Source organism: Laedolimicola ammoniilytica (genome assembly GCF_025567165.1).
GTDB classification, from domain to species: Bacteria; Bacillota; Clostridia; order Lachnospirales; family Lachnospiraceae; genus Laedolimicola; species Laedolimicola ammoniilytica.
Genome location: NZ_JAOQKC010000025.1, coordinates 1 through 21,714 on the forward strand (window position 1 = coordinate 1; position 21,714 = coordinate 21,714).

Sequence of the window (21,714 nt, forward strand, 5' to 3'; positions counted from 1 at the left end):
TTTTTAGAGTCAACTCCCAAAACTCTAATCAATAGTTTACATGCAACAGCCAGAAATTTCGATACACCCTCTTATTGGACGCTTACGTTAAACTCTTTATTCCGGCATTACCCAAGTCCAGTAAATTGTTCCATCTTCTGCTTTTTCTTTATCTGATGTTATACCCAGCTTTTTCTTTGCCGATAAAAGAGTATTTCTCTTAATGCTCCTCTTTGCAGCTTCCATCATTATTTCATGGGTTCGTGCTTCGGTATTGTAATCGGCATACAGCCCTCCTTTCTGGTGTCCGAAATAGCAACAGTGCATTTTCTATATTTTCCGCTTTCACTACCTGAATCTTTTTCCTGTCCTGAACTAGACTAAAAAAATCGAGCACTGCCTGAAATCCTTTATCGTTGCTGATAATCGCAATCTGTTCTTCTCCCCTCTCACTTACTATCCCGCACTCTGTCGCAATATAAAAAGTATGCTTTATTGCCCGTACTTTTCATTGTAACGTTGATTTTTTGTATGGAATTTCTGATTCCATGAACGATGATTATATCATCATTTCCCGAAATGACTCTCCGGCACTGTATACGCTTACCCATGAGATGGATAAAAACAGTGTTATGAAAAAACGCATCCTAGCTTACGCTGAAAAATTAATCGAAAACAAATCCACAGAAATCGAATAATATAACTTCGCTTTCTGCAAAAAATATAGCGGTAAGCTGATATTTACTGTACCAGCTTACCGCTATTTCTATCTTTTTATAATGCTTTTTCTATCCTCTCCAGCGCCTCCTGAAGCGTGCTTCTCTGACACGCCGCATTCATTCTCTGGAAGCCCTCGCCGGATGTGCCGAAGATACGTCCACTGTCCAGCCACAGACCGGCTTTATGAATAATCAGATCCTCCAGCTCGTCCGCACTGAGTCCCAGCTTTCGGAAATCCAGCCAGAACAGATAAGTCCCTTCCGGCAGATTCATTCTGACATCCGGAATGCGTTCATCGATAAAGTTCTTCGCGTAACATATATTTTCCCAGACATATTTTTTCATGGCCTCATACCATTCGTCGCCGTGATTATAGGCTGCCTGTGTCGCCGCGATTCCAAAGGTATTGGGTTCGTCCAGGCCGGACACCTGATACTGTCGGATAAAAGCTTTCCGGATTTTCTCATTGGGAATGAAAATATTCGACTGCTGCAGCCCGGCCAGATTGAAGGTTTTGCTGGGGGCCGTCGCCGTCATCGTAAACTCCCGAAAAGCAGAATCCACCTCCTGGAACACGTGGTGCTCCCCGCTCCAGATAAAATCGAAATGAATCTCATCGCTGAACACCAACACCTGATGTTCCCGGCAAATGGTTCCAATGCGCAGTAGCTCTTCCTTCGTCCACACCCGGCCCACCGGATTGTGCGGGTTACACAGGATGAAAAGTTTCACCTGATTCTCCACGATTTTCTGCTCAAAATCCTGAAAATCAATGGTATAGCTTCCATCTTCTCCACACACCAGATCGGAGCTGACCCGTTTTCTTCCGTTTTGCAGAATAATATTACTGAAAGGATAATAAACCGGCTGGTTAATCAGCACGGCATCGCCCGGCTCCGTCACTGCCCGAATGGCATTTGCGATAGCCACGCACACGCCCGGCGTCTTCACATGCCATTCCGGCCGGACTTCCCAGTTGTGGTGCCGTTTCATCCAGCCTGCCACCGCCTCAAAGAAGCCATCGCCGGACTGGGTATTCGTATAGCCGTAGATATTATAGTGCGCCAGCTTGGCAAGCGCGTCCTCCACATAAGAGGTGGTTCGAAAATCCATATCTGCCACCCACAGAGGCAGCACGTCCTGGGGATATCCCCGTTTCACTGCAAAATCATATTTCAGGCATTTTGTGCCCTTTCGATTTATTTTTTCATCAAAATTCAGATTTCTTTCCGACATATTTTTTATCCTTTACTTTCCCGCATTTTCAAACGCCTGTCTCAGATCCGCTATGATATCGTCCGGATTCTCGATTCCCACGGATAACCGAAGCAAGGTATCGGTAATTCCCAGTTTTTCCCTCTGCTCTTCCGGCACATCCGGATGAGTCTGCACCGCCGGATAGGTCAGCAGGCTTTCCGTGCCGCCCAGACTTTCCGCGAAAGTAATCAGACGGATATTTTTCAGAATCGCCACCGCCTTTTCCGGTGTCGTTACCGTAAAGGAAATCATGCCGCTTCCCGCATAATACACACGGGAAACCATATTCTGCTCCCGCAGCCACTGGCTGACGGCCTCTGCGTTGCTCTTATGCCGCTCCATGCGAAGAGCCAGCGTCTTCAGGCCCCGCAGGCAGAGCCAGCTTTCAAAGGGGCCCAGGGTTGCGCCTGTGGTTTTCGACAAAAGCCGGAACCGATCGGCCAGTTCCGCATTGCCACTGCACAGAAATCCGCAGACCGTGTCATTATGTCCGGCAAGGTATTTCGTACCGGAATGCACCACGATGTCCGCGCCCTCTTTCAGTGGATTTTGAAAATAAGGCGTCATAAAGGTATTGTCCACGATCGTCAGGGCGCCCGCCTGATGCGCGAGCTCTGCCACCGCCCCAATGTCCGTGATCCGCATCATCGGATTCGTCGGCGTCTCGAAATAAATTGCCTTCGTATTTTTCTTCAACGCCGCTTTCAGCAGAGCCGGATCCGTGGTATCCGCAAATTCCACCTCGTAGCCATTTTTCCGGCAGACCTGCTCGATGAGTCTTACCGCGCCCCCGTACAGATCTTCCCCGCAGATGATATGGTCTCCCGGTTGAAAATACTCAAACGCCGTGGAAATCGCTGCCATTCCGGACGAAAAAGCAATCGTATCATACGCGCCCTCCAGGGAACTCAGCGTTTCCTCCAGGTACGCCCTTGTGGGATTGGATTCCCGGGAATAATCGAAGCCGTTGGGATTGTGTCCCGGCGTCAGATGGGAAAAAGAGGCAGTCTGATAAATCGGGTAACTGATTGCGTGATTTTGATCCGGATTCCCGTGTCCCTCACCGTGAATACATCGTGTGTCCATTGCGTATGCCATAGCCTGTTCTCCTCATGTCTGTATCTATTTCGCTTACTGTTCCGCTTCCAGCTCCCGGTTGATCTCGTCCTCGCTGTCCGCCATAGCCTGAAGCGTCATGGTCAACAGCTTCTCCAGCGGCCAGCCAAGCCGTTCCGCTCCCTGCTCGATGACTTCTCTGGAGCAGCCTGCGGCGAAGCCCTTGCTCTTGTATTTCTTCTTCAGGGATTTCAACTCCATGTCCTTGGTACTCCTGGAGGGACGCATTAAGGCAGCCGCCCAGATAAGGCCAGTCAACTCGTCCGCCGCGAACAACACCTTTTCCATCTCATGCACTGGCTCTACGTCCAGGGTCACGCCGCACTCGATTGTGATGCCATAGCCATGGGACACGACCGCGTGAATGATATCCTCCGACACGCCGCCCTCCCGCAGAAGCTCCGGCGCTTTCAGGCAATGCTCCGTCGGATACAGTTCAAAATCAATATCGTGCAGCAAGCCTATGATACCCCAGTGCTCCTCTTCGGCGCCGTAGCCCAGCTCCCGCGCGTACCATTTCATCACAGCCTCTACGGTCAGCGCATGCTGGATATGGAAAGGATCCCTGTTATACTTTTTTAATAAGGCAAATGCCTCTTCTCTGGAAATATCGTCCATTTTTCTTCTCCTTGTGTTCCGTCCGGAAGCTCTGTTGGCTGTCGGAACGTTTCTTGCAACTTCTATATTTTATTCATCATATACTTATATTCCTACTTTGTCAATAGGTTTAATATATAATAAATTCCTGTCGCAGAACATCTCCGGGTATGCTATACTCACTATTAGACATTTTCAGAGAAAGGTCCTGCATCCCATGAGTGAAATAAAAATCATCCCCACCACCGGGCGCAATAACTGTGGCGGACGCTGTATCATCTACGCCCATGTCCGCGACGGCGTGATTGAAAAGCTTTCCACCGAAACCAGGGGCACGCCGGATCATCCGGTTCCTTTATGCGCCTGCGCCAAGGGATTAAACTACCATAAAACATTTTTAGGCGAGGATCGGCTACGCTATCCCATGAAGCGGATCGGGGAGCGCGGCGAGGGGAAATTTGTCCGCATCAGCTGGAAGGAAGCGCTGGATATCCTTACCGAAGAATACATCCGCATCCGCGATACCTACGGCCCCGGTTCCCGGTATATCAACGACGGCTGCGGCATCAGCGCCATCATGTGCGGCGACCGTATGATGCAGCGGCTTCTGGCATTGGACGGAGGGTATCTCGGCTGCTACAATTCCTATAGCTCCGCCTGCATCCGCAACGCCACGAAAATCACCTACGGCACCTGCGAAACCGGCACCTACCCTTCCGACTGGATGAACAGCCGCCTAATTATTCTCTGGGGCCATAACCCGGCGGAGACAAAATTTGACAGCAGCACACTGTTCTATCTGAAGAAAGCGAAGGCCGCCGGAATTCCCATCATTGTCATTGATCCGCGGAAAAATGACACGGTACTGGCCCTGGACGCCGAGTGGATTCCCATCCGTCCCGCTACGGACAGCGCCCTTGCGGACGCCATGGCTTACGTAATTCTTAGGGAAGATCTTCAGGATCAGACATTTCTGGATAACTGCTGCCTCGGCTTTGATAGCGCCCACATGCCGGAGGGCGCGGATCCGTCCCAAAACTGCCGCTCCTATCTCTTGGGCGAACATGACGGCATTCCCAAGACACCGGAGTGGGCCGAAAAAATCACCGGCATTCCAGCTGGAACCATCCGGAGCCTGGCCGTCCGCTACGCCACAGCCCGGCCTGCTGCTCTGATTCAAGGATACGGTCCCCAGCGCAATGCTTACGGTGAGCAGAGCGCCCGGGGCGCCATTTTGCTTTCCTGCCTTACAGGAAATGTGGGTGTCAGCGGCGGCTATGCCGGCGGTACCGGAGACTGTTCCACCCATGAACAGCCCTCATTTCCAGTACCGGATAATCCATACAACCGGAGACTGCCCGTATTTCTCTGGACTGACGCCGTCGATCACGGCCTGAAAATGACCGAATACGACGGCCTCCGCACCTGCCATCAGGGGATTTTTGACAATCCCACCGGCCTTACCCTGGATTCCAATATCAAAATGATTTTCAATCTGGCCAGCAATACTCTGATAAATCAGCACGGGGATATTAACCGCACCGTGAAGCTGTTAAAAGATACTTCCAAATGTGAATTTATCGTCTGTTCAGATTTATTTATGACTGCCAGCGCCAGATTTGCCGATCTGCTTCTTCCCGGCGTCTCTATGTTTGAAGAGGAAAATATCACAAAACCGTGGCGATATACGGAATTTCTCGGATTTAATAATAAGGTCATCGAGCCCCTTTCTGAATGCCGGACCGAATACGACTGGATTCGGGAGCTGGCAGGACGTATCGGTCTGGAGGATGCCTTTACGGAAGGGCGGGATTATGAGCAATGGCTGCGCTATCTCTATGAGGATCTGCGTACCCGGGAACCGGAGCTTCCGGAATATAATGTCTTCCGTGAAAAAGGCATCTATAAATACGAGGAAAAGGGCTATCCCATTCCTTTTGAAAAGGAAGTCCGGGATCCAGCTCATCACCCGTTCCCCACGCCCAGCGGCCGGATTGAGCTTTTTTCCACAAAATTATGGCACGCGCCCCTTAAGGACTTTATACCGCCTATCCCCAGATATGTGGCGCCTCCCGAAGGGCCCGAGGACCCACTGACCCGGCGGTATCCGCTGCAGTTGTCCGGCTGGCATACCAAAGCCCGCAGCCACACCGTCCACGACAATAATCCCAGACTTCGCAAGCTGGACCCCCAGCAGCTCTGGATTCACTCGGAAGACGCTGCTACCCGCGGTATCCAGGACGGTGACCTGGTCCTTATATACAACGACCGCGGCCAGATAAAAGTGCCAGCCAAAATCACAGACCGCATCGCCAAAGGCGTCACCGCCCTGTCCCAAGGCGCCTGGTATACCCCGGATGATAATGGGGTGGATGTACGCGGATCCATTAATGTGCTGACGTCACAACGGCCGACGCCCTTTGCGAGGGGAAATGGGCAGCACACGAATTTGGTGGAGGTGGAGAAGCTATAAAAAAGTTACGGGAATACGTTTTCAGTTTGTATTTCCGCAACTGATTTTATTTCAGGATTTATACTTCAAACCTATCGGATTCGATAGGTTTAAACTTGACATAATCCCCATATTCATCAACTAATTAGAGTCATTTTAGATCCAAACGCCATAAAAAGTCCCCGGAAATGCCGATTTTATCAGCATTTCCGGGGTTCTGTCTGTTACTCAAACTCGACAATCACTAATCAATTTTGTTTAGAGATTATTTATTGCCGTGTTTGCTTTTCTTTCGATTTTTTGATTTATCCATATTATCCTGCCTATATGGGCTAATGTTATCAGTTTGTTATCGCTGTTGATAACACTCGCTCCGTAACTGTGGATAATAGCAATATATTCCGACTCAGATCATAAGCGAGTTTGCTTAGGAAATCAATACCGTATCTGATTATAATCCTGTCACATATTTTGAAGAAGATGAATTTTAAGGGTTCTATGGAAAACTATTGTGCTTTTAGCAAAGATCATAAATGTATACTCTGGCTCGATTATGAACTTACAGGACAAGAATTAGAAGAATGCCACACGTTGTGCCGCGGAAACTGGATTGAGATTGAACACAAGTACAAATATATCCAAGAGCTACGACATCTCCTGGATGAACACGAAATCCCCTATCCAGAAGAATACGAAATAGACTAAATATTATTTAAGGGTCTGGTGTTATACCAGACCCTATCTCATACCCTCAAGTTAGTCCCTCATGAAAGCCCCTCTTCTCAGCCCCTCACGAAGAACCCTCAACAACTATGCTTTTTTTATGCCAAACCCTCACGAAAGACCCTCAACAAGTTTGGCAAACCCTCAAGAACTTTGATTATCCAGAAGTTCTCTCTTAGTTAACCAGTATATACTCAACGGTTAAAATTTCTATTAATCTGTTTTCTATTCCCATATTTCCCTTAAAAATCTTACCGATTCTGCCACATCCTGGTCTAGCTTTTCATCTGGACAATTATCAGATAAATCATGCCACATACGAATATCTTTTCCCACTGTTCCACCCATTCGCACAAAAGGTTCCATCACAACAGTGCCTGTATATTCTATATCATGTAGTGCTTCTCCAATCTCGTCCCACGGGATTCGTCCTCCCCGAAATGGCGGTCTTCTATTTGCCTCTCCTAAATGAAGATGACCCAGATATTTCCCCGCCATGCGTATTGCATCACCAAAAGAATCCTCTTCGATATTCATATGGAAGGTGTCTAACATTACCTTGACATTGGGTCGATCAATTTTTGATACAAAGTCCACGGCTTCTTCACAGGTATTTAGCATATACCCTTCAAAACGATTCAGCACTTCCATTCCCAGAGTAATTTCATATTCTGCTGCCATATCCGCAAGAATTCGAACATTCTCGATTCCTCTTTTCATATCTTCTTTTTTATTAAGTGGTAAGGAATAATCTACAGGCCAATAGGAATACAAGCTTCCTCCAAGCAGTTTAATTCCGGCAATATTCATTTTTTGAAAAGTCTTCTCAAATTTATCAAAAGCAGCTTTTACAATCATCGGATCTGCACCAGAAATGTTATGTGTTGAATCATTTCCATATCCGCCTGTCAAAATTATCCCTTCAGCATCAGCTGCTTCTTTTAACTGATACAGATACTCATTTTCTGTATCAGAAAAATTATGACATGCCACCTCCAGAATATCAAATCCTAATTTTTTAACTTTCCGTATATAGGGAATAAAATCTCCACCCCATTCCTTTTCCCAATAAGCATAATATATACCATATAACATATATCATCCACCTTTCCGTGAAAGTAACCACGAGATATGTGAATCCCATTATCCAACTCTCACTTTTCCATTTATTTATTTTTATACATCTTTTTTGTCATTTCTTTCCTTTCTGTATCAACTTTTGAAAACCACCCCTGTTCATAGATTGCTTTTTCATTGGAACCCTCCTTTTATTAACTCTTCGATATCTTTCATTTTATAGCAATCATCATGTTGCATTTGGGTAAACGATTACTCTATGGGTTTATTGTAATCGTTTACCCACTTCTTGTCAATATTTTTTTTCTATTTACAGTATTACTTGTAGTCATTTAATTACTTCAAAACAATTGTGCAATATGTCCTGTAAGAGTTTGCTAACTATGCAGCTTATACAATCATTTCTACAGGTAGATACCCGATATGAATATACTGACTCCTCTGAAATTCGTCTTGTACTCCAAGACATGCTTTTTATATGCATAAAATAAGATCTCCTGTGATTTATACATCTATATAATCACAGAAGATCTCCTATATCTTTAATATATTATTACATATGTTAATATTCTACTGCTATACAGTCTCCCTCTCAACTAACTCTACCGGCAAAATGTGCTTGGAATATCCCGTATCAGAATGTATCATTCGAATGATCGTATCTGCTGCCAATTCTCCAAATTCCATATAGTGTTGGTGCACGGTTGTTAAATTAGGTATCACTTGTGTACATTGCGGTATATCGTCAAAGCCTATCACCGCAATCTGCTCTGGTACCGATATTTTCCTGTCATAAAAAAACTTAAGTCCTCCAACAGCCAAACGATCCGATGAATAAAAAATGCCATCTACATCATGTATCTCTTCATAAATATAGCGAGTAGCCTGATATCCCTGTTCTTCATTTACAAAATCAACCCGTCTTACCAAGCTCTCATCATATGCCTGCCCGGCCTCTTTCAAAGCCTGAATATAACCGTTTAATCTGTATTCCTGTGTAGCAATTGCTTTATTTTGCAATACAATTGCTATCTTCTTTTTTCCAGCTTCTAACAGTCGTTTTGTTGCAATATATCCGCCTTGCCGATTATCACTCCCAATAAATGCTGCAAAATGTTGAGAATCTGCAAAATTAGGCTGACGGTCTATATATACTGCCGGAATATTTTCGATTGGTTTTATTTTTTGATCACCACTAACATATATAATGCCACCAATTTGCAGAGCTTTCAACATTTCTATATATTCTCCCTCCAGCTCTACCTCATCGTTAGTATCACAGATAATTGCCATATATCCCTTCTTTATCAGTTCATTCTCAATTTTCTTTACAATATGTGCAAAAAATTCATTTGTGATATCCGGAACAATAACCCCAATGACCTGTGCTTTATGGACGCGAAGTCCTCGTGCCAGTTCATTCGGTCTATAATTATATTGTTCTATAATATCCAATACTTTCCTTTCCGTTTCTTTTGAAAAACGGCCATTTTGATTGATCACACGAGATACTGTCGCAACAGATACTCCTGCCAGCCTTGCAATATCTTTAATAGATAATTTATTTTCTTTCATATGGGTAATCCTTTACTCATTTTTAATAATTCTACTAAAAAAAAATACGGTTGTAAATACATAATTGAATAACTGATTGTTACCCTAAATTTTTTATTTAAATTCCACCGCCCGCTTATGCGGTGGAATCTACTCTCGCACAGTCGATATTTACTCTTTCATATAAAAGTGATAGGCTTGATTATTCCGGGGCTCTCTTGAGCCACCTGTCCGGACTTTGAGAGCCACCATTCCGGAGAATGAGAGCCATATATTCCGGTAATTCATAGCCACCTTATTAGGCTCTATTACATATATTTCCTTTATACTGTAAATACACACCTTTGGTGTGAATACAGATAAAGGAGGATTCTATGGAAAACTATTGTGTTTTTAGCAAAGATCATAAATGTATACTCTGGCTCGATTATGAACTTACAAGACAAGAATTAGAAGAATGCCACACGTTATGCCACGGAAACTGGATTGAGATTGAACACAAGTACAAATATATTCAAGAGCTACGACATCTCCTGGATGAGCACGGAATCCCCTATCCGGAAGAATACGAAATAGACTAAATATTATTTAAGGGTCTGGTGTTATACCAGACCCTATCTCATCCCCTCAAGTTAGTCCCTCACGAAGAACCCTCAACAACTATGCTATTTTTTATGCCAAACCCTCACGAAAAACCATCAACAAGTTTGGCAAACCCTCAAGAACTTTGATTATCCCATGAATACAAGCTTCCGGCATTTTAATTTGTTATTCAAACTCTTGGGCGGAGAGATTTATCTGGCTGTTTCTCGGTACACATTTGTGCATTTTATTTTTCATATTCATCTTATTTCGCATTTTTGTGTACCTCATCTAAAATTTTTAGAGCCAAAATGGAGCCATATAATACCTGTATTCCAAACTCCTATGACTTATGTATAGCATAAAAGTAATTCCTTTTCGCCCCAATTCCCCACTATGCATTATTACATTTCGAGAACGCTCAATCGTTTGAAAAATCTGCCTTGCCCAATCTATGGAGACAATATGGACTTCAAAAAGTTCATAATTTTGGCTCATTATAGAGGCTAAATCTCCAAATTCAGTATAGTTAATCATGGAATCACCACGAGGTGTATGCCATCGTATTTTTTCCTCCTCTTTTTTTCGGCTATCTGCAGTTTTCCTAATCTTTTCAGATACGCACTCTTCCCACCAATTTTCGCCTTTATGCTCTAACAATACTTTAACTATAAATTGCCTAACAGTGTTTTCAAAAGCTGCAATTGCAGTATATACCGTTGCCATAAGCTTAGCTGCATTAACTTTTTCGTCATCTAGTAAATCCAATGCTAAACACTCGACATATTCCTGTGCTAACATCTCAGAAGATGAACAGCTAAAACTTTTCCCATCTCAGCTTGGTCTAAAAGTTGATGATATCTTGAAGTAGGAGAGTTATTCTCATCAAGCAACCCTAACGCCTTGAAAAGGCCGATATATAACCTATCATTCGAACTCTTAAACCCCAAATCTTCTAAAAACTTGTTCGTGAACCGCTCAGGAGCTTTCGCACTAATAACAGAATTTATAATACTATGTAAATTCTTTGTAGTCTGTAAATAAGCATTTGTAAGTGCCATCTTATTCCTTTCGTCATTTTTATTCTGAGGATTTAAACTTTTATCCCATGCGACATATACTGGTTATTACTATGCCATTACCTATATTGACAACAACACTTAATCATCATACATACCAACCATATATTCTGACAAATATCATAAACACTCTTGTTTAAATCATCAATTACCTACTTCCGTACCTTCAATAAGATTTTTCTTTAGTACCTCAATCGTATCTTGGTTCTTTTTCAAAAGTTCTAATTGTCTATACGCTTTCTCTCGTAATATTTTTAACCTTTCAATTTTAGGCACTTCCTGTCTTATCAAGTCTGCATTCGTATCTTCCAGATTGATAAGCACAACCAATTCTTCCGCTGAAGCAAAATCTCTGATATTAGGAGTTTTCCCTTTTATTTCTTTTTCGCTTCTCCATTGTGCTGCTGTTTTTCCAAACAAAGCCATATTTAAAATATCCGCTTCTGAAGCGTATGTATATGCCATTTCCTGCGGAGATAATGTGGGAGTTATTAAAAATTCTTTTACTGCATCTGTATGGATACGATAGTTTATTTTTGAAAGTTCTCTCTTTACATCCCAGCCAATCGCTAACCGATCTGCTTCATCTTTCTTTAATCGCTGATAATCTTTGATGATATAAAGCTTAAACTCCGGTGAAATCCATGAAGCAAACTCAAAAGCAATATCTGTATGTGCATAAGTACCGCCATATCGTCCTGATTTTGATACGATACCGATTGCATCTGTTGCTTTTATCCACTGTTGTGGTGTCAATGTAAAAGCATTATCTCCCGACTCTGCTTTAAACCTATCGAATTCGATAGGTTTAAAATTAGGATTGTGAATCTGTTCCCACAATCCTAAGAATGAAATTGTAGAATGGTTACGCATCCAATTGGCAACTACAATAAAAGCATTATCCGGATTTTTATACTTGGCAATATCTGTAAGAGAAATATATGCATCTTCATTAACAACATCGCCCATCACTCTGATTTCTGTCCCATTGGCATCTATTTTCATATTCTTCATATTTTCTCTTCACCCCTCCCATTCTATTTTTCAAATATGCTCTACACTTGTGCTACAAGTATATCACACACCATCTCATAAATAAATCCACAGTTAAAATTTTACGTTGATAACGAATTTCAATGTCTATTTCCTTAAAATACAACCTAATAGAAAAACAACAGGCAATCTCATAGACTGCCTGTCATCTAAAATAACCCATATAGAATTTTAATTATTCAAACTCCTCGGCGGATAGCTTGAATTGAATTATTTTCCTTGTGTTATTGTAATTTTATTCACTCTATTTTTCCAAAATCACTCTTATATTTATGCCATTCTATATTTTTAGAGCCAAAATAGAGCCATTCCCACAGCAGTGAATTTCCCCTTGTTGGTTTCTGTCACATGGTGCCAGCACCATGTTTATACAATTCCCAACTGATACCCCTATAAACTTGAATTTTATCGTTCTTTCATACAATACACATAAGTCTGTACAATATTACGCATATAAATAAACTGATTATGTTTGCTCTATTTGTTTTATAGTTTGCATTTGTCGGATTTCATTTTTTTATTTTGTTATTTCAAGTAAAATCAAATACATGCAATGGGACAATAACAATAATAAGACTAAATAGTAAAGTCACTATCTTTAATATTTTACTTTTTTTCCAGAAAAAATAGTACATTGCAAACTGCAATATTATACTTATTGTAAAATAAAGTATCCACTTTAATTCCCATTGCACAATAGCTATTATTGATTCATAATCAAATTCAGTAAAAATTATGCATACAATAAATATCCAAAGAAAAAGTAAAAATACAATAAATTCGTATCCTGCTAATGCAAGTACTTTTTTTCTTATACTTGCATTTCGCATAAAAAAAACAACCCCAATAGATAATATACACAATAAAAATGTTCTATAATAATCCGAAAAAATTATTTCTGTTATCACATTCGTGTCTCCTATAAAAACTTCTGTTAAATCAGCACAATTTTTCAAATATTGATAGCAGCAATATTCCGATTTTACGCTCTCTGCAACTTCCCGACAAATTCCGATTTGTACACCCCTATTCTACTACAAAACCGTCCTTTATGAAAGCCTCTTAATCTTCTCCCTGGCCTCATACAACTCCTTATCCTTCGTCATCAGGTATTGCAACAGAAAACTATAATCATCATCTGAAATCAAGCCACTGGCACCATATCCAATAATCAATCGAATGAATCGCTGTTCATTTTCCGGTAAGGAATCAAGGGTCTGCCAAAGCAGATATCCTTCTATTGTTAATTCTAATTCTTTTTCCATTTGTCTATCCTCCTGCTTATTTTTCCTTTGCGCCCGTTCTCTCCTCTCATACAAAAAAGAACAGCTCAATCCTAGTTGAACTGTCCTTACTTCTTTAGGCTTCTGATAAAGGATAGGAATATTTCCCGTTCCTTTGTCTCCAAGCCATCCCATATTTCAAGTATCTCGTTTTGCTCTTCTGTCAGATTTAATCTGCCGCCATCTTCGACAAAGAACTGCGCTAATGTAATGCCGAATGCTTCACAGATTCTCTCTAGTGTCACAACAGTTGGTATACTCTTCTGGTTTATAATATTTGCTAACGCTGTTTGTGACATGTCTGTAAGTTGAGATAGGCGATACTTGGTATATCCTCGTTTTTCGCATAACTCTGTTATTCTCAATGGAATATACTCTTCTACACGCAAGCAATATACACCTCTCCTCTGGTCTATGATACCTACATTGTACCGATAAACCAAAAGATTTATTAGTCGCATACTACTTCACTATATACTCTATTATACTTTAGTATATGGGTAAAAAATAAAATTCAGCTCAAACTATTCAGTTTTATGTATTATTTTACCTGTCTCCTCCTCTACTGTCAAACAGCAAATACATTGTCAGCTATAAGGCGCAGCACATACTGCCACGCCCCTGCATTCATTATTACATCGCTTTTTCTATCCGACGCTGCCGCTCTTTTAAATCATTCTGCTGTTCAAATAGATTATCCCGTTCCCTACAGACCTCTTTCATACGTTCCAGCTTCTCTCTCACCCCCTCCCTGCAGCCCGATTCTATCTGCTTATATTCCCCGGTCAGTTCCCGGATTCTATTGTTATTCTTCTTTATCTGCCCCGACACGCAAACCCAGTCTATCAGGTTCTGCATTTCCGGATCTGTCACATAAAGTTCTGTTTCCGCCACAATTTTAGTACATATCCTCATCAGGACTTTCTTTTCCATATCTGTCATACTCCCGCTTCCTCCCTATCTGCCTCTTCCATAGTAACGTTCCTTTTCTCTGTCGGCCTGCTCTTTTGACCTTGCGTATTCCACAATCCCCTCTACCTCACTTTTACCGAGGTAATCTTTCAAATACTCAAAATTCGTTTCTTTCTCCTCCAGCTCCTCGATTCTGTCTTGCTGATCTCTGTTTTTCTCCCGTAGATATCCCACCTGCGATTCCAGCGTATCTACCCGGTCTGTCAGCCTTTTCACCGTCTCTGCAAGCTGTACACTTTTGATCGTCAGGTTCTTTACCAACTCTTTCAGTTTTTCCAGCAGCGGTAACGCCTTCTTGTCCCGATAGGCCTTGGCGCTCATTAAAGCTCCCGGCTCCGGAAGCTGCCACCGCAATTCTTCATCATAAGCATGGATATTTCGTTCCATGACCTCTTTCGATTCCACCATTTTATCCAGTTCCCGTTGCAGCTTCTTCTGCTGTTTCTCCAATTCCTCATTGTCTGACAGCAACTGATTTCTGGTTTCCTTTAATGCTTCTGTATCGGAATGAAGTTCTTCACTGGTAGCAAATAGCTCGTCTATTTCATCCTCTAATCGCTCCTTTCTTTCACGTGTACGTTCTATCCGTTCTCTTGCTTCGTCCTGCCTATCATAGATGTCCAGCAGGTCTTCCCTGCTCGACGTAATCGTCTGCTGCAGCTCCCATAATTCTTTCTCCCGTTCCTGTTTTTCATAATTCAGTACCGATAAATGCTTGTTATGGGTTCCGAGCTGTTTCCACCGCACTCCGTACTGCTCCATGACCAGAGCAAGCTCCTGCTTCTCTGATTCTATCCACTGATTCCATTCCGTATCGCCCCGTGTGCCGCCCCGGAATCCCTGCTCCGCCAGTGCGCCTTTCAGTGATACTCTGATGTCAAGGCCACGCTTGCTGTTACGGATAAATGGGACAAAATCTATGTGGACATGCGGCGTCTCCTCGTCCATGTGCAGGTGTGCCGAAAACACATAGAGGTTCGGATTCCGCTCCTGAAAATCCTGCATGAAATCTACCAGTATTTCCTTTGCAAGCTGTCCCTCCTCGCTTTTCACATTGGTATCGTCCTTATTTCCAATCTGGAAAATGACCTCATGGAACAACTTTTCCTGCTTGCTCTGCCGGATTTTCTCATAATAGCTGTCTATCTTTCTATCACTCCGTTTCTGCTTTGCGTTGTACCGTTCCAGGGCTTCGTCGAAAAGTTCATGGTATACTTTTTTGATACTCTTATGGCAAAAATTCACGTTGTTGACACTCCGCTCTCTGTCCACATTCTTCGCGCTAAATGCTCTCGTATTGTGGTTGACCGAGCCTTTTCCCATCATTCCGCTGATTGTTCTCTCCAATAGGCATCTCTCCTTTTATCTGTCTTATAAGCGCCGGAAACGGCGCAGGCTTTGTTACTTTCGTCGAAAGTAACGCAAAAGCACTTTTGACAGACACAAGTGTCCATCAAAAGCTGCTGTTGCGCCCTGCCGGGGGCTTTTCTGCTTCTGCCATTCAAGATAGCAAGATCACCCTGTCTATAGAAAAGGGAATCTTGCCATCTTCCCCGGCTACAGCATCCAGTACCACTGACTTCCAACCTTTACGCTATCAATATTCAGTTCCTTTTTTGCGTTCCAGAGTGTTTTCTTTTTGATACCTTTCTCCTTTGCTGCGTCCATGATTTCATTGCAGGATTTCTGACCATCCGCCAGAATCTCCAACAAAAAAGATTTTGCGCCCTTTGTTTTCTCTCCTTTACTCGTCCCGGAAAGCAGTTCGTCCACCGTGATATCACAGGGACCTTCCCAGCGAAAGCCATTCTCCTTGTCCAACCGGAACGCAATCGAAGCTCCCTCCGGTGCAAGGCTGCTCTTGTCATGGGCGATTACACGCAGGGTCGGATCGTTCTTTACCCGGCCAACCACCAACACACTCCGGGCCATTGCCTGAAAATCTATCGAACCAAGCCCCCGGTAAGTAGATTTGCTGCCGCTGGCCTTGTTCATGTGACCGATAAGGATAATAGCGCAGTCGCATTCTTCGGCTATCCTTGCCAGCCGTTTCAGAACCGCCCGGATCTCATTTGCCCGGTGCATATCCACGTTAGCCCCCAGATAGGCCTGTATCGGATCTAAGACTACCATTTTCGCCCCTGTTTCTTTAATCGCTCTGACCAGCCTTTCATCCGTCATGGTCAGGCTCTTAAGGCTTTCGTCTATAACCATCACCCGGCTGCAGTCAGCTCCTGCCTCCAGCAGGCGGGGCTTTATGGTGTCTTCCAGGCCGTCCTCTGCGTTCTGATATATCACGTTGATAGGTTCCCTGAGATTCTGTCCCTCCTCCCCCGGAAGCGGTTCTCCCTTTGTGAGCAGCGCCGCCAGCCGCAGGATAAATGTTGTTTTTCCCTCTCCCGGATCGCCCTGCACAATCGACACTTTTCCATAAGGAATATAGGGATACCACAGCCAGTCTACCTTTCTGGCCTCCACATCATTCATATTGATTAAACGATAATTTTTCTCTCTTTTTTCTTCCATTTACACCCTCCACTAAAACATTCCATTGAGTTTCAGCAGAGCTTTTGTTATACTATATTTGCGAGATATAGTTACATAGGCTCTGCCTTTGTAGGGAAATGTCCTTGTCAATCGACAGGGACATTTTTCTCTTTATCTTCCCATAGATATCTGGCCCCATCCAGCATCCACAGAATAGCCTTTAACATGTCCAGACAATCATTTTTCATATCCTGCATCCCTTCTTCAGACAGGATAACCTCTGATTGTTCAAATTGTTCTGTCACTTCCTGAATATTTGTCTGCATATCCTTCACTTCTTCTACTAACTGATAAATCACTTCCTTTTTTCCAACCACACAGACTTGATTGTAAATACAGGAACGGACAAAATAGTCTTTCTTGGATAAACCACTGGCTAAAATTCTGGCTTCGATCTCCTCCCTCTCTCGGGGTGATACTCGAAAGCTGATGGTCGAATATTTGTGAACACCACTCATTTACATCTCCTCCTTACTGTTTTCCTCTTCCAACCTATCCGCAAGCTCTCCTTGTTTATTGGGATACAGATGGGAATAAGTGTTCAATGTTGTCTCGATTTTTTCATGCCCCAATCGCTCCGCAATCGCCAATGGTGTAAATCCCATCTCTACCAACAGTGAAGCGTGGGAATGTCGTAGATCATGAAGCCTTATTCTTTTTACCCCGGAAGCCTTAATCCCTCGAACCATCTCATGCTCCATATAAGACTTTGTAAAACGAAACATTCTTTCATTCTCCATAACTCCATACAAATGTGAAATATATTCCTCCAATTCTTCTTTCAGAAAGTTCGGTATCGTAATGATCCGTTTACTTTTCGGTGTTTTGGGCGGTGTAATAATGTCTTTGCCTTCAAGACGCTGATATGACTTGTTTACGGAAATCGTACGTTTTTCAAAATCAATATCTTTATAAGTCAACGCCAACAATTCCCCGATTCTCATACCTGTCCAGTACAGAATCAAAAAGGCCATCCTCGTTTCTGGCTTATCTTCTACTGTGGTAAGAAATTCTTTAAATTCCTGCTTCGTCCAAATTTCCCTCTCTCCTGCATGACTTTTTCCAATGGTTCCAGCCTTGCGACACGGATTGTCTTTCAGATCATAATATCGCACTGCATAGTTGAAAATGGCCGCTAACTGATTGTTGACTGTTTTCAGATATGTTTCCGAATACCCTTTCTTTATCAACATATTCTGCCAGGCACGGACATCCGAAACCTTAATATCACACACCCTCTTTTTCTTGAAATACGGAATAATCTTTAAATCAATGATAAACTTCTTTGTCCGCATGGTATTCTCACGCAATCGATGTTCCATATCCTCATAATAAATTTGAACGAAGTTCTCAAAATTGATATCCAGATTTTTCTCCTGTTGCTGTCGAAAATCCCGTTCCCACTGTTCCGCTTCTGCCTTTGTCTTAAATCCCCTCTTGTTCTTCTTATGACTGACGCCCTGCCAATCCTTATAATAGAACTGGCTGCGCCACATCTTCCCATCTCTTGTTGCCGGCATAAAACCACCTCCTTACACAGCTACCGTCAATCCGTAAAACTTTTCCTCAAAATACTTCGTAGGAACCTTACCGCTGATTGTCCTGTATCCTTTCGCTTTCAGCTCGTCATTCAACCCCCGAATGATTTTATAAGCATATCCATTAGATACTCCCAGCAGCTCCGCCGCTTCCGTTGCAGTTACATACATTTTCTTCGTATTTTCCATTCTCCTCATTCCTTTCTCCTGTTATTTTCCGGTACACTTTTGTGTTCCTTTATTCGTATTTTATAGTACACATTTGTGTCTGTCAAGTGTTTTTTAATTTTATGTGCACAAATGTGTTCTTTTGTGATAAAATAGGAATATCAAACCGAAAGGAGCCATTTCCATGACTACTGGAGAAAAGATTAAATATTTTCGGAACATGCGTGGAATCTCACAGGATATGCTTGGACAACTGTCTGGTATAAACCCTGCAACTATCAAGAAATACGAATATGGTATACGCAACCCAAAACCAGATCAGCTTCTGAAAATTGCAAATGCGCTGGGTATCAGTATCAATATTTTCATGGATTTCGACATTGAAACCGTATCTGATGTCCTGTCCCTGCTCTTTAAAATGGATGAACAGACAGATATGCATTTTGAGGCTGAAAAGGATAGGAATGGAAATTACATTCCCTCCACTCTAAAAATTTCTTTTGTTCATCCTGCCATTAACCAGAAATTATGTACATATCTTCGTGCTAAACAGGTACAAGCAGATTTTGAGAATAGTGAAGAAAAGCCCTCCATTGAAGAACGCCAGGAATTTGAAAATAACATGGAAGAAATCAGAAATCATTTGCTGGATGATAGCATGATAGTGAAAAAGGGGACTACTGGGATTTCTGTAAAACTTTATCCGAATTAAAGAAAACCCTTGAATTATCAGACATAAGATGCTAGTATTTAAGTAAACAGAAAGCACCCACTCCAATGGTGGATGCTCCGAGTTTAGGCTAAAGAAATGTCCTTACGGACACCGCCTATCCTGTGGGTCAGACAGGATAGGCATTTTTATTTTCGCTTGTTTCTCTTATCGAGAAAGGCAAGCAACGCTACAATCAAGCTTCCAAAGGACATCAATAATGCTAATATCCCAATGAAAATCGAAACGATCTCATAAGCTGTCATCGGCGCCACCTCCCTTCCTATGTATTCCGGTTGCCCGGTATCATAAACTCGGGAGGCTACCTCACCCTGTCATAGGCACTTTCTGTAGATGTATTGTAGCATGAAGATTCAGGAATAGCAATCATTCTTTGCAGGTATCATGATACCCGCCATAACCCCAGTATTCATCACCTAATTAGAGCCATTTTAGAGCCAATCCACATAAAAAGGCCCCAGAAATGCCCATTCTATCAGCATTTCCAGGGTTCTGTCCGTTACTCAAACTCAATCGTTCCAGGCGGCTTGCTGGTCAGATCATAGAATACTCTGTTCACTCCCCGCACTTCATTGATAATTCTGCTCATGACGCTCTGCAGCACCGCAAACGGTATCTCTGCTGCCTCTGCGGTCATAAAATCAATGGTATTCACCGCTCTTAACGCTACGGCATAATCATAGGTTCTCTCGTCACCCATAACGCCTACGGAACGCATATTGGTCAGAGCTGCGAAGTACTGGTTCGGCAGCCACTTCGGGTTCTCACCATGTTCCTTCTTGTAAGCTGCGGCCGCCTTGTCTACCTCGTCCCGGTAGATGAAGTCAGCGTCATGGACGATACGTACCTTCTCGGCATTGACCTCGCCGATGATACGGATACCCAGACCGGGACCCGGGAAGGGCTGACGGAATACCAGGCTTTCCGGAAGGCCAAGCTCCAGACCCGCTTTACGGACCTCGTCCTTAAACAGGTCCCGCAGAGGTTCAATGATTTCCTTGAAATCAACGAAATCCGGAAGACCGCCTACGTTATGGTGGGACTTAATCACTGCGGATTCTCCGCCAAGACCACTCTCTACCACGTCCGGGTAAATGGTTCCCTGGGCCAGGAAATCCACAGCGCCGATCTTCTTCGCCTCTTCCTCGAAAATACGGATGAATTCCTCGCCGATGATCTTACGCTTTGCCTCCGGTTCAGTCACGCCTGCCAGCTTCTTATAGTAACGCTCCTGGGCGTTGACACGGATAAAGTTCAGGTCAAACTGGCCGTTCGGTCCGAAGATCTGTTCTACCTCATCACCCTCATTTTTACGAAGGAGACCGTGATCCACAAATACACAGGTCAGCTGCTTGCCGATGGCTCTGGACAGAAGTCCTGCCGCCACAGAGGAATCCACGCCGCCGGACAGGGCCAGCAGTACACGGCCGTCGCCAACCTTCGCACGGATGTCTTTGATCGTGTTCTCTACGAAAGCGTCCATCTTCCAGTCGCCTGCGCACTGGCAGACATTCTTCACGAAGTTATTGATCATCTTCGTTCCCTCAGCGGTATGCAGCACCTCCGGATGGAACTGAATCGCATAAAGCTTATGCGCCTCGTCCTCGGCGGCTGCCACCGGGCAGTCTGCGGTGTGGGCTGTGATTTCGAAGCCGGGCGCTATCTTTGAGATATAGTCAAAATGGCTCATCCAGCAGATGGTCTTCGGGCTCACGCCCTCAAATACTTTGGATGCTGTCTTGTCGATGAGCACCTCAGTCTTACCGTATTCTCTTACGTCCGCGCGCTCCACCTTGCCGCCGAGCACATGGCTCATGAGCTGAGCGCCGTAGCACAGACCCAGAACCGGAATACCAAGCTTGAACAGCTCGTCTGTGTAAGTCGGTGAATCCGGCTCGTAGCAGCTGTTTGGTCCTCCCGTCAGGATGATTCCCTTGGGATTCATGGCTTTGATCTTCTCGATATCGGTCTTGTAAGAGTAGATTTCGCAGTATACATTACATTCTCTGACGCGGCGCGCCACCAGCTGATTGTACTGGCCGCCGAAATCGAGAACGATAACCATTTCTCTATTCAATCCGTATATCCTCCTGTTTTATGATAACGTACGTTCAGCGCGCCTTCGCAAAAAAACGTTACTGCTCACTTCGTTCGCCGTAACACGCTTCGCGATGCACAGGTATCACGCTTTCGCGTAATTTCGCATATATGCGGAGCTCCCCGCTGCTGCGCAGCTCATTTTTGCTTATATCATGGCACTTAGTGCATACTGCTATACAGCCAGATT

Annotated in this window: 24 protein-coding genes; 4 read left to right on the forward strand and 20 right to left on the reverse strand. The window is 43.6% G+C overall.

What is annotated here, in order from left to right; all coding sequences use genetic code 11:
* Positions 1-96: 96 nt before the first annotated feature.
* From OCV63_RS14525 to OCV63_RS14540, 4 genes are all read right to left on the reverse strand, one after another.
* On the reverse strand, positions 97-306 hold the full coding sequence (locus tag OCV63_RS14525; RefSeq protein ID WP_158365028.1) for a hypothetical protein: 210 nt from the start codon (positions 304-306) through the stop codon (positions 97-99).
* Between the two features lie 447 nt (positions 307-753).
* Positions 754-1,935 carry a MalY/PatB family protein gene (locus OCV63_RS14530; protein WP_158365029.1) on the reverse strand — a complete coding sequence of 394 codons (1,182 nt, stop codon included), beginning with the start codon at positions 1,933-1,935 and terminating at the stop codon, positions 754-756.
* Positions 1,936-1,947: 12 nt separating this feature from the next.
* A complete protein-coding gene (locus OCV63_RS14535) occupies positions 1,948-3,054 on the reverse strand; it encodes a trans-sulfuration enzyme family protein (RefSeq protein WP_158365030.1) in 1,107 nt (368 codons plus the stop codon).
* Between the two features lie 33 nt (positions 3,055-3,087).
* On the reverse strand, positions 3,088-3,690 hold the full coding sequence (locus OCV63_RS14540; protein WP_158365031.1) for an HD domain-containing protein: 603 nt from the start codon (positions 3,688-3,690) through the stop codon (positions 3,088-3,090).
* 196 nt (positions 3,691-3,886) lie between these two features.
* Here OCV63_RS14540 and OCV63_RS14545 point away from each other — a divergent pair, with 196 nt between their 5' ends.
* Entirely contained in the window at positions 3,887-6,142 is a 2,256-nt protein-coding gene (locus OCV63_RS14545) for a DMSO/selenate family reductase complex A subunit (RefSeq protein WP_158365032.1), read from the forward strand.
* 477 nt (positions 6,143-6,619) lie between these two features.
* Positions 6,620-6,826 carry a mobility-associated LCxxNW protein gene (locus tag OCV63_RS17680; RefSeq protein ID WP_158365070.1) on the forward strand — a complete coding sequence of 69 codons (207 nt, stop codon included), beginning with the start codon at positions 6,620-6,622 and terminating at the stop codon, positions 6,824-6,826.
* A gap of 243 nt (positions 6,827-7,069) precedes the next feature.
* Here the strand turns inward: OCV63_RS17680 and OCV63_RS14555 are convergent, their stop codons facing one another.
* Positions 7,070-7,939 carry a D-psicose 3-epimerase gene (locus OCV63_RS14555; protein ID WP_158365033.1) on the reverse strand — a complete coding sequence of 290 codons (870 nt, stop codon included), beginning with the start codon at positions 7,937-7,939 and terminating at the stop codon, positions 7,070-7,072.
* A gap of 558 nt (positions 7,940-8,497) precedes the next feature.
* Positions 8,498-9,496 (reverse strand): LacI family DNA-binding transcriptional regulator, encoded by a 999-nt coding sequence (locus tag OCV63_RS14560; RefSeq protein WP_158365034.1) that lies wholly within the window; start codon positions 9,494-9,496, stop codon positions 8,498-8,500.
* Between the two features lie 353 nt (positions 9,497-9,849).
* Here OCV63_RS14560 and OCV63_RS14565 point away from each other — a divergent pair, with 353 nt between their 5' ends.
* The gene (locus tag OCV63_RS14565; protein WP_158365035.1) at positions 9,850-10,056 is read left to right on the forward strand and encodes a mobility-associated LCxxNW protein; all 207 of its coding nucleotides are present in this window, start codon (positions 9,850-9,852) and stop codon (positions 10,054-10,056) included.
* 301 nt (positions 10,057-10,357) lie between these two features.
* Here OCV63_RS14565 and OCV63_RS14570 read toward each other — a convergent pair whose 3' ends face one another.
* From OCV63_RS14570 to OCV63_RS14625, 12 genes are all read right to left on the reverse strand, one after another.
* Positions 10,358-10,825: a Swt1 family HEPN domain-containing protein gene (locus OCV63_RS14570; RefSeq protein ID WP_262670890.1), complete on the reverse strand. Its 468-nt coding sequence runs from the start codon at positions 10,823-10,825 to the stop codon at positions 10,358-10,360.
* A gap of 26 nt (positions 10,826-10,851) precedes the next feature.
* Positions 10,852-11,118: a DUF5343 domain-containing protein gene (locus OCV63_RS17790; protein WP_262670891.1), complete on the reverse strand. Its 267-nt coding sequence runs from the start codon at positions 11,116-11,118 to the stop codon at positions 10,852-10,854.
* A 162-nt stretch (positions 11,119-11,280) separates the two neighbouring features.
* A complete protein-coding gene (locus OCV63_RS14580) occupies positions 11,281-12,150 on the reverse strand; it encodes a KilA-N domain-containing protein (RefSeq protein ID WP_158365036.1) in 870 nt (289 codons plus the stop codon).
* A gap of 569 nt (positions 12,151-12,719) precedes the next feature.
* Complete coding sequence (locus tag OCV63_RS14585; RefSeq protein ID WP_055039029.1) at positions 12,720-13,097, reverse strand: hypothetical protein; 378 nt, start codon at positions 13,095-13,097, stop codon at positions 12,720-12,722.
* A 141-nt stretch (positions 13,098-13,238) separates the two neighbouring features.
* Positions 13,239-13,454: a hypothetical protein gene (locus tag OCV63_RS14590; protein WP_158365037.1), complete on the reverse strand. Its 216-nt coding sequence runs from the start codon at positions 13,452-13,454 to the stop codon at positions 13,239-13,241.
* Positions 13,455-13,540: 86 nt separating this feature from the next.
* On the reverse strand, positions 13,541-13,861 hold the full coding sequence (locus tag OCV63_RS14595; RefSeq protein ID WP_158365038.1) for a helix-turn-helix domain-containing protein: 321 nt from the start codon (positions 13,859-13,861) through the stop codon (positions 13,541-13,543).
* Positions 13,862-14,105: 244 nt separating this feature from the next.
* On the reverse strand, positions 14,106-14,414 hold the full coding sequence (locus OCV63_RS14600; protein ID WP_158365039.1) for a hypothetical protein: 309 nt from the start codon (positions 14,412-14,414) through the stop codon (positions 14,106-14,108).
* Positions 14,415-14,429: 15 nt separating this feature from the next.
* On the reverse strand, positions 14,430-15,770 hold the full coding sequence (locus tag OCV63_RS14605) for a plasmid recombination protein (protein ID WP_158365071.1): 1,341 nt from the start codon (positions 15,768-15,770) through the stop codon (positions 14,430-14,432).
* Positions 15,771-16,001: 231 nt separating this feature from the next.
* Positions 16,002-16,970 carry an AAA family ATPase gene (locus tag OCV63_RS14610; RefSeq protein ID WP_158365040.1) on the reverse strand — a complete coding sequence of 323 codons (969 nt, stop codon included), beginning with the start codon at positions 16,968-16,970 and terminating at the stop codon, positions 16,002-16,004.
* Between the two features lie 107 nt (positions 16,971-17,077).
* Positions 17,078-17,449, reverse strand: coding sequence for a plasmid mobilization protein (locus tag OCV63_RS14615; RefSeq protein ID WP_158365041.1), 372 nt, complete (start codon positions 17,447-17,449; stop codon positions 17,078-17,080).
* Positions 17,450-18,511, reverse strand: coding sequence for a site-specific integrase (locus OCV63_RS14620; protein WP_158365042.1), 1,062 nt, complete (start codon positions 18,509-18,511; stop codon positions 17,450-17,452).
* A gap of 12 nt (positions 18,512-18,523) precedes the next feature.
* Positions 18,524-18,727, reverse strand: coding sequence for an ICEBs1 excisionase (locus tag OCV63_RS14625; RefSeq protein ID WP_440322897.1), 204 nt, complete (start codon positions 18,725-18,727; stop codon positions 18,524-18,526).
* Between the two features lie 154 nt (positions 18,728-18,881).
* Here OCV63_RS14625 and OCV63_RS14630 point away from each other — a divergent pair, with 154 nt between their 5' ends.
* Positions 18,882-19,409 carry a helix-turn-helix domain-containing protein gene (locus tag OCV63_RS14630; protein ID WP_158365043.1) on the forward strand — a complete coding sequence of 176 codons (528 nt, stop codon included), beginning with the start codon at positions 18,882-18,884 and terminating at the stop codon, positions 19,407-19,409.
* Positions 19,410-19,555: 146 nt separating this feature from the next.
* On the opposite strand, the gene OCV63_RS17795 is transcribed toward OCV63_RS14630, so the two are convergent.
* A complete protein-coding gene (locus OCV63_RS17795; protein WP_416862063.1) occupies positions 19,556-19,672 on the reverse strand; it encodes a putative holin-like toxin in 117 nt (38 codons plus the stop codon).
* 254 nt (positions 19,673-19,926) lie between these two features.
* Positions 19,927-21,504, reverse strand: a complete 1,578-nt coding sequence (gene guaA / locus OCV63_RS14635; protein ID WP_158365044.1) for a glutamine-hydrolyzing GMP synthase — start codon at positions 21,502-21,504, stop codon at positions 19,927-19,929.
* Between the last annotated feature and the right edge of the window lie 210 nt (positions 21,505-21,714).

What these genes read in the sequence shown, in the direction of transcription:
- OCV63_RS14605 (WP_158365071.1), bottom strand. Translation starts at nt 15,770, where the DNA reads ATGATGGGAAAAGGCTCGGTCAACCACAATACGAGAGCATTTAGCGCG.
- OCV63_RS14565 (WP_158365035.1), top strand. Translation starts at nt 9,850, where the DNA reads ATGGAAAACTATTGTGTTTTTAGCAAAGATCATAAATGTATACTCTGG.
- OCV63_RS14580 (WP_158365036.1), bottom strand. Translation starts at nt 12,150, where the DNA reads ATGAAGAATATGAAAATAGATGCCAATGGGACAGAAATCAGAGTGATG.
- OCV63_RS14560 (WP_158365034.1), bottom strand. Translation starts at nt 9,496, where the DNA reads ATGAAAGAAAATAAATTATCTATTAAAGATATTGCAAGGCTGGCAGGA.
- OCV63_RS17795 (WP_416862063.1), bottom strand. Translation starts at nt 19,672, where the DNA reads ATGACAGCTTATGAGATCGTTTCGATTTTCATTGGGATATTAGCATTA.
- OCV63_RS17790 (WP_262670891.1), bottom strand. Translation starts at nt 11,118, where the DNA reads ATGGCACTTACAAATGCTTATTTACAGACTACAAAGAATTTACATAGT.
- OCV63_RS14600 (WP_158365039.1), bottom strand. Translation starts at nt 14,414, where the DNA reads ATGACAGATATGGAAAAGAAAGTCCTGATGAGGATATGTACTAAAATT.
- OCV63_RS14625 (WP_440322897.1), bottom strand. Translation starts at nt 18,727, where the DNA reads ATGAGGAGAATGGAAAATACGAAGAAAATGTATGTAACTGCAACGGAA.
- OCV63_RS14555 (WP_158365033.1), bottom strand. Translation starts at nt 7,939, where the DNA reads ATGTTATATGGTATATATTATGCTTATTGGGAAAAGGAATGGGGTGGA.
- OCV63_RS14545 (WP_158365032.1), top strand. Translation starts at nt 3,887, where the DNA reads ATGAGTGAAATAAAAATCATCCCCACCACCGGGCGCAATAACTGTGGC.
- OCV63_RS14530 (WP_158365029.1), bottom strand. Translation starts at nt 1,935, where the DNA reads ATGTCGGAAAGAAATCTGAATTTTGATGAAAAAATAAATCGAAAGGGC.
- OCV63_RS14615 (WP_158365041.1), bottom strand. Translation starts at nt 17,449, where the DNA reads ATGAGTGGTGTTCACAAATATTCGACCATCAGCTTTCGAGTATCACCC.
- OCV63_RS14610 (WP_158365040.1), bottom strand. Translation starts at nt 16,970, where the DNA reads ATGGAAGAAAAAAGAGAGAAAAATTATCGTTTAATCAATATGAATGAT.
- OCV63_RS14535 (WP_158365030.1), bottom strand. Translation starts at nt 3,054, where the DNA reads ATGGCATACGCAATGGACACACGATGTATTCACGGTGAGGGACACGGG.
- OCV63_RS17680 (WP_158365070.1), top strand. Translation starts at nt 6,620, where the DNA reads ATGGAAAACTATTGTGCTTTTAGCAAAGATCATAAATGTATACTCTGG.
- OCV63_RS14525 (WP_158365028.1), bottom strand. Translation starts at nt 306, where the DNA reads ATGCACTGTTGCTATTTCGGACACCAGAAAGGAGGGCTGTATGCCGAT.
- OCV63_RS14620 (WP_158365042.1), bottom strand. Translation starts at nt 18,511, where the DNA reads ATGCCGGCAACAAGAGATGGGAAGATGTGGCGCAGCCAGTTCTATTAT.
- OCV63_RS14590 (WP_158365037.1), bottom strand. Translation starts at nt 13,454, where the DNA reads ATGGAAAAAGAATTAGAATTAACAATAGAAGGATATCTGCTTTGGCAG.
- OCV63_RS14630 (WP_158365043.1), top strand. Translation starts at nt 18,882, where the DNA reads ATGACTACTGGAGAAAAGATTAAATATTTTCGGAACATGCGTGGAATC.
- OCV63_RS14540 (WP_158365031.1), bottom strand. Translation starts at nt 3,690, where the DNA reads ATGGACGATATTTCCAGAGAAGAGGCATTTGCCTTATTAAAAAAGTAT.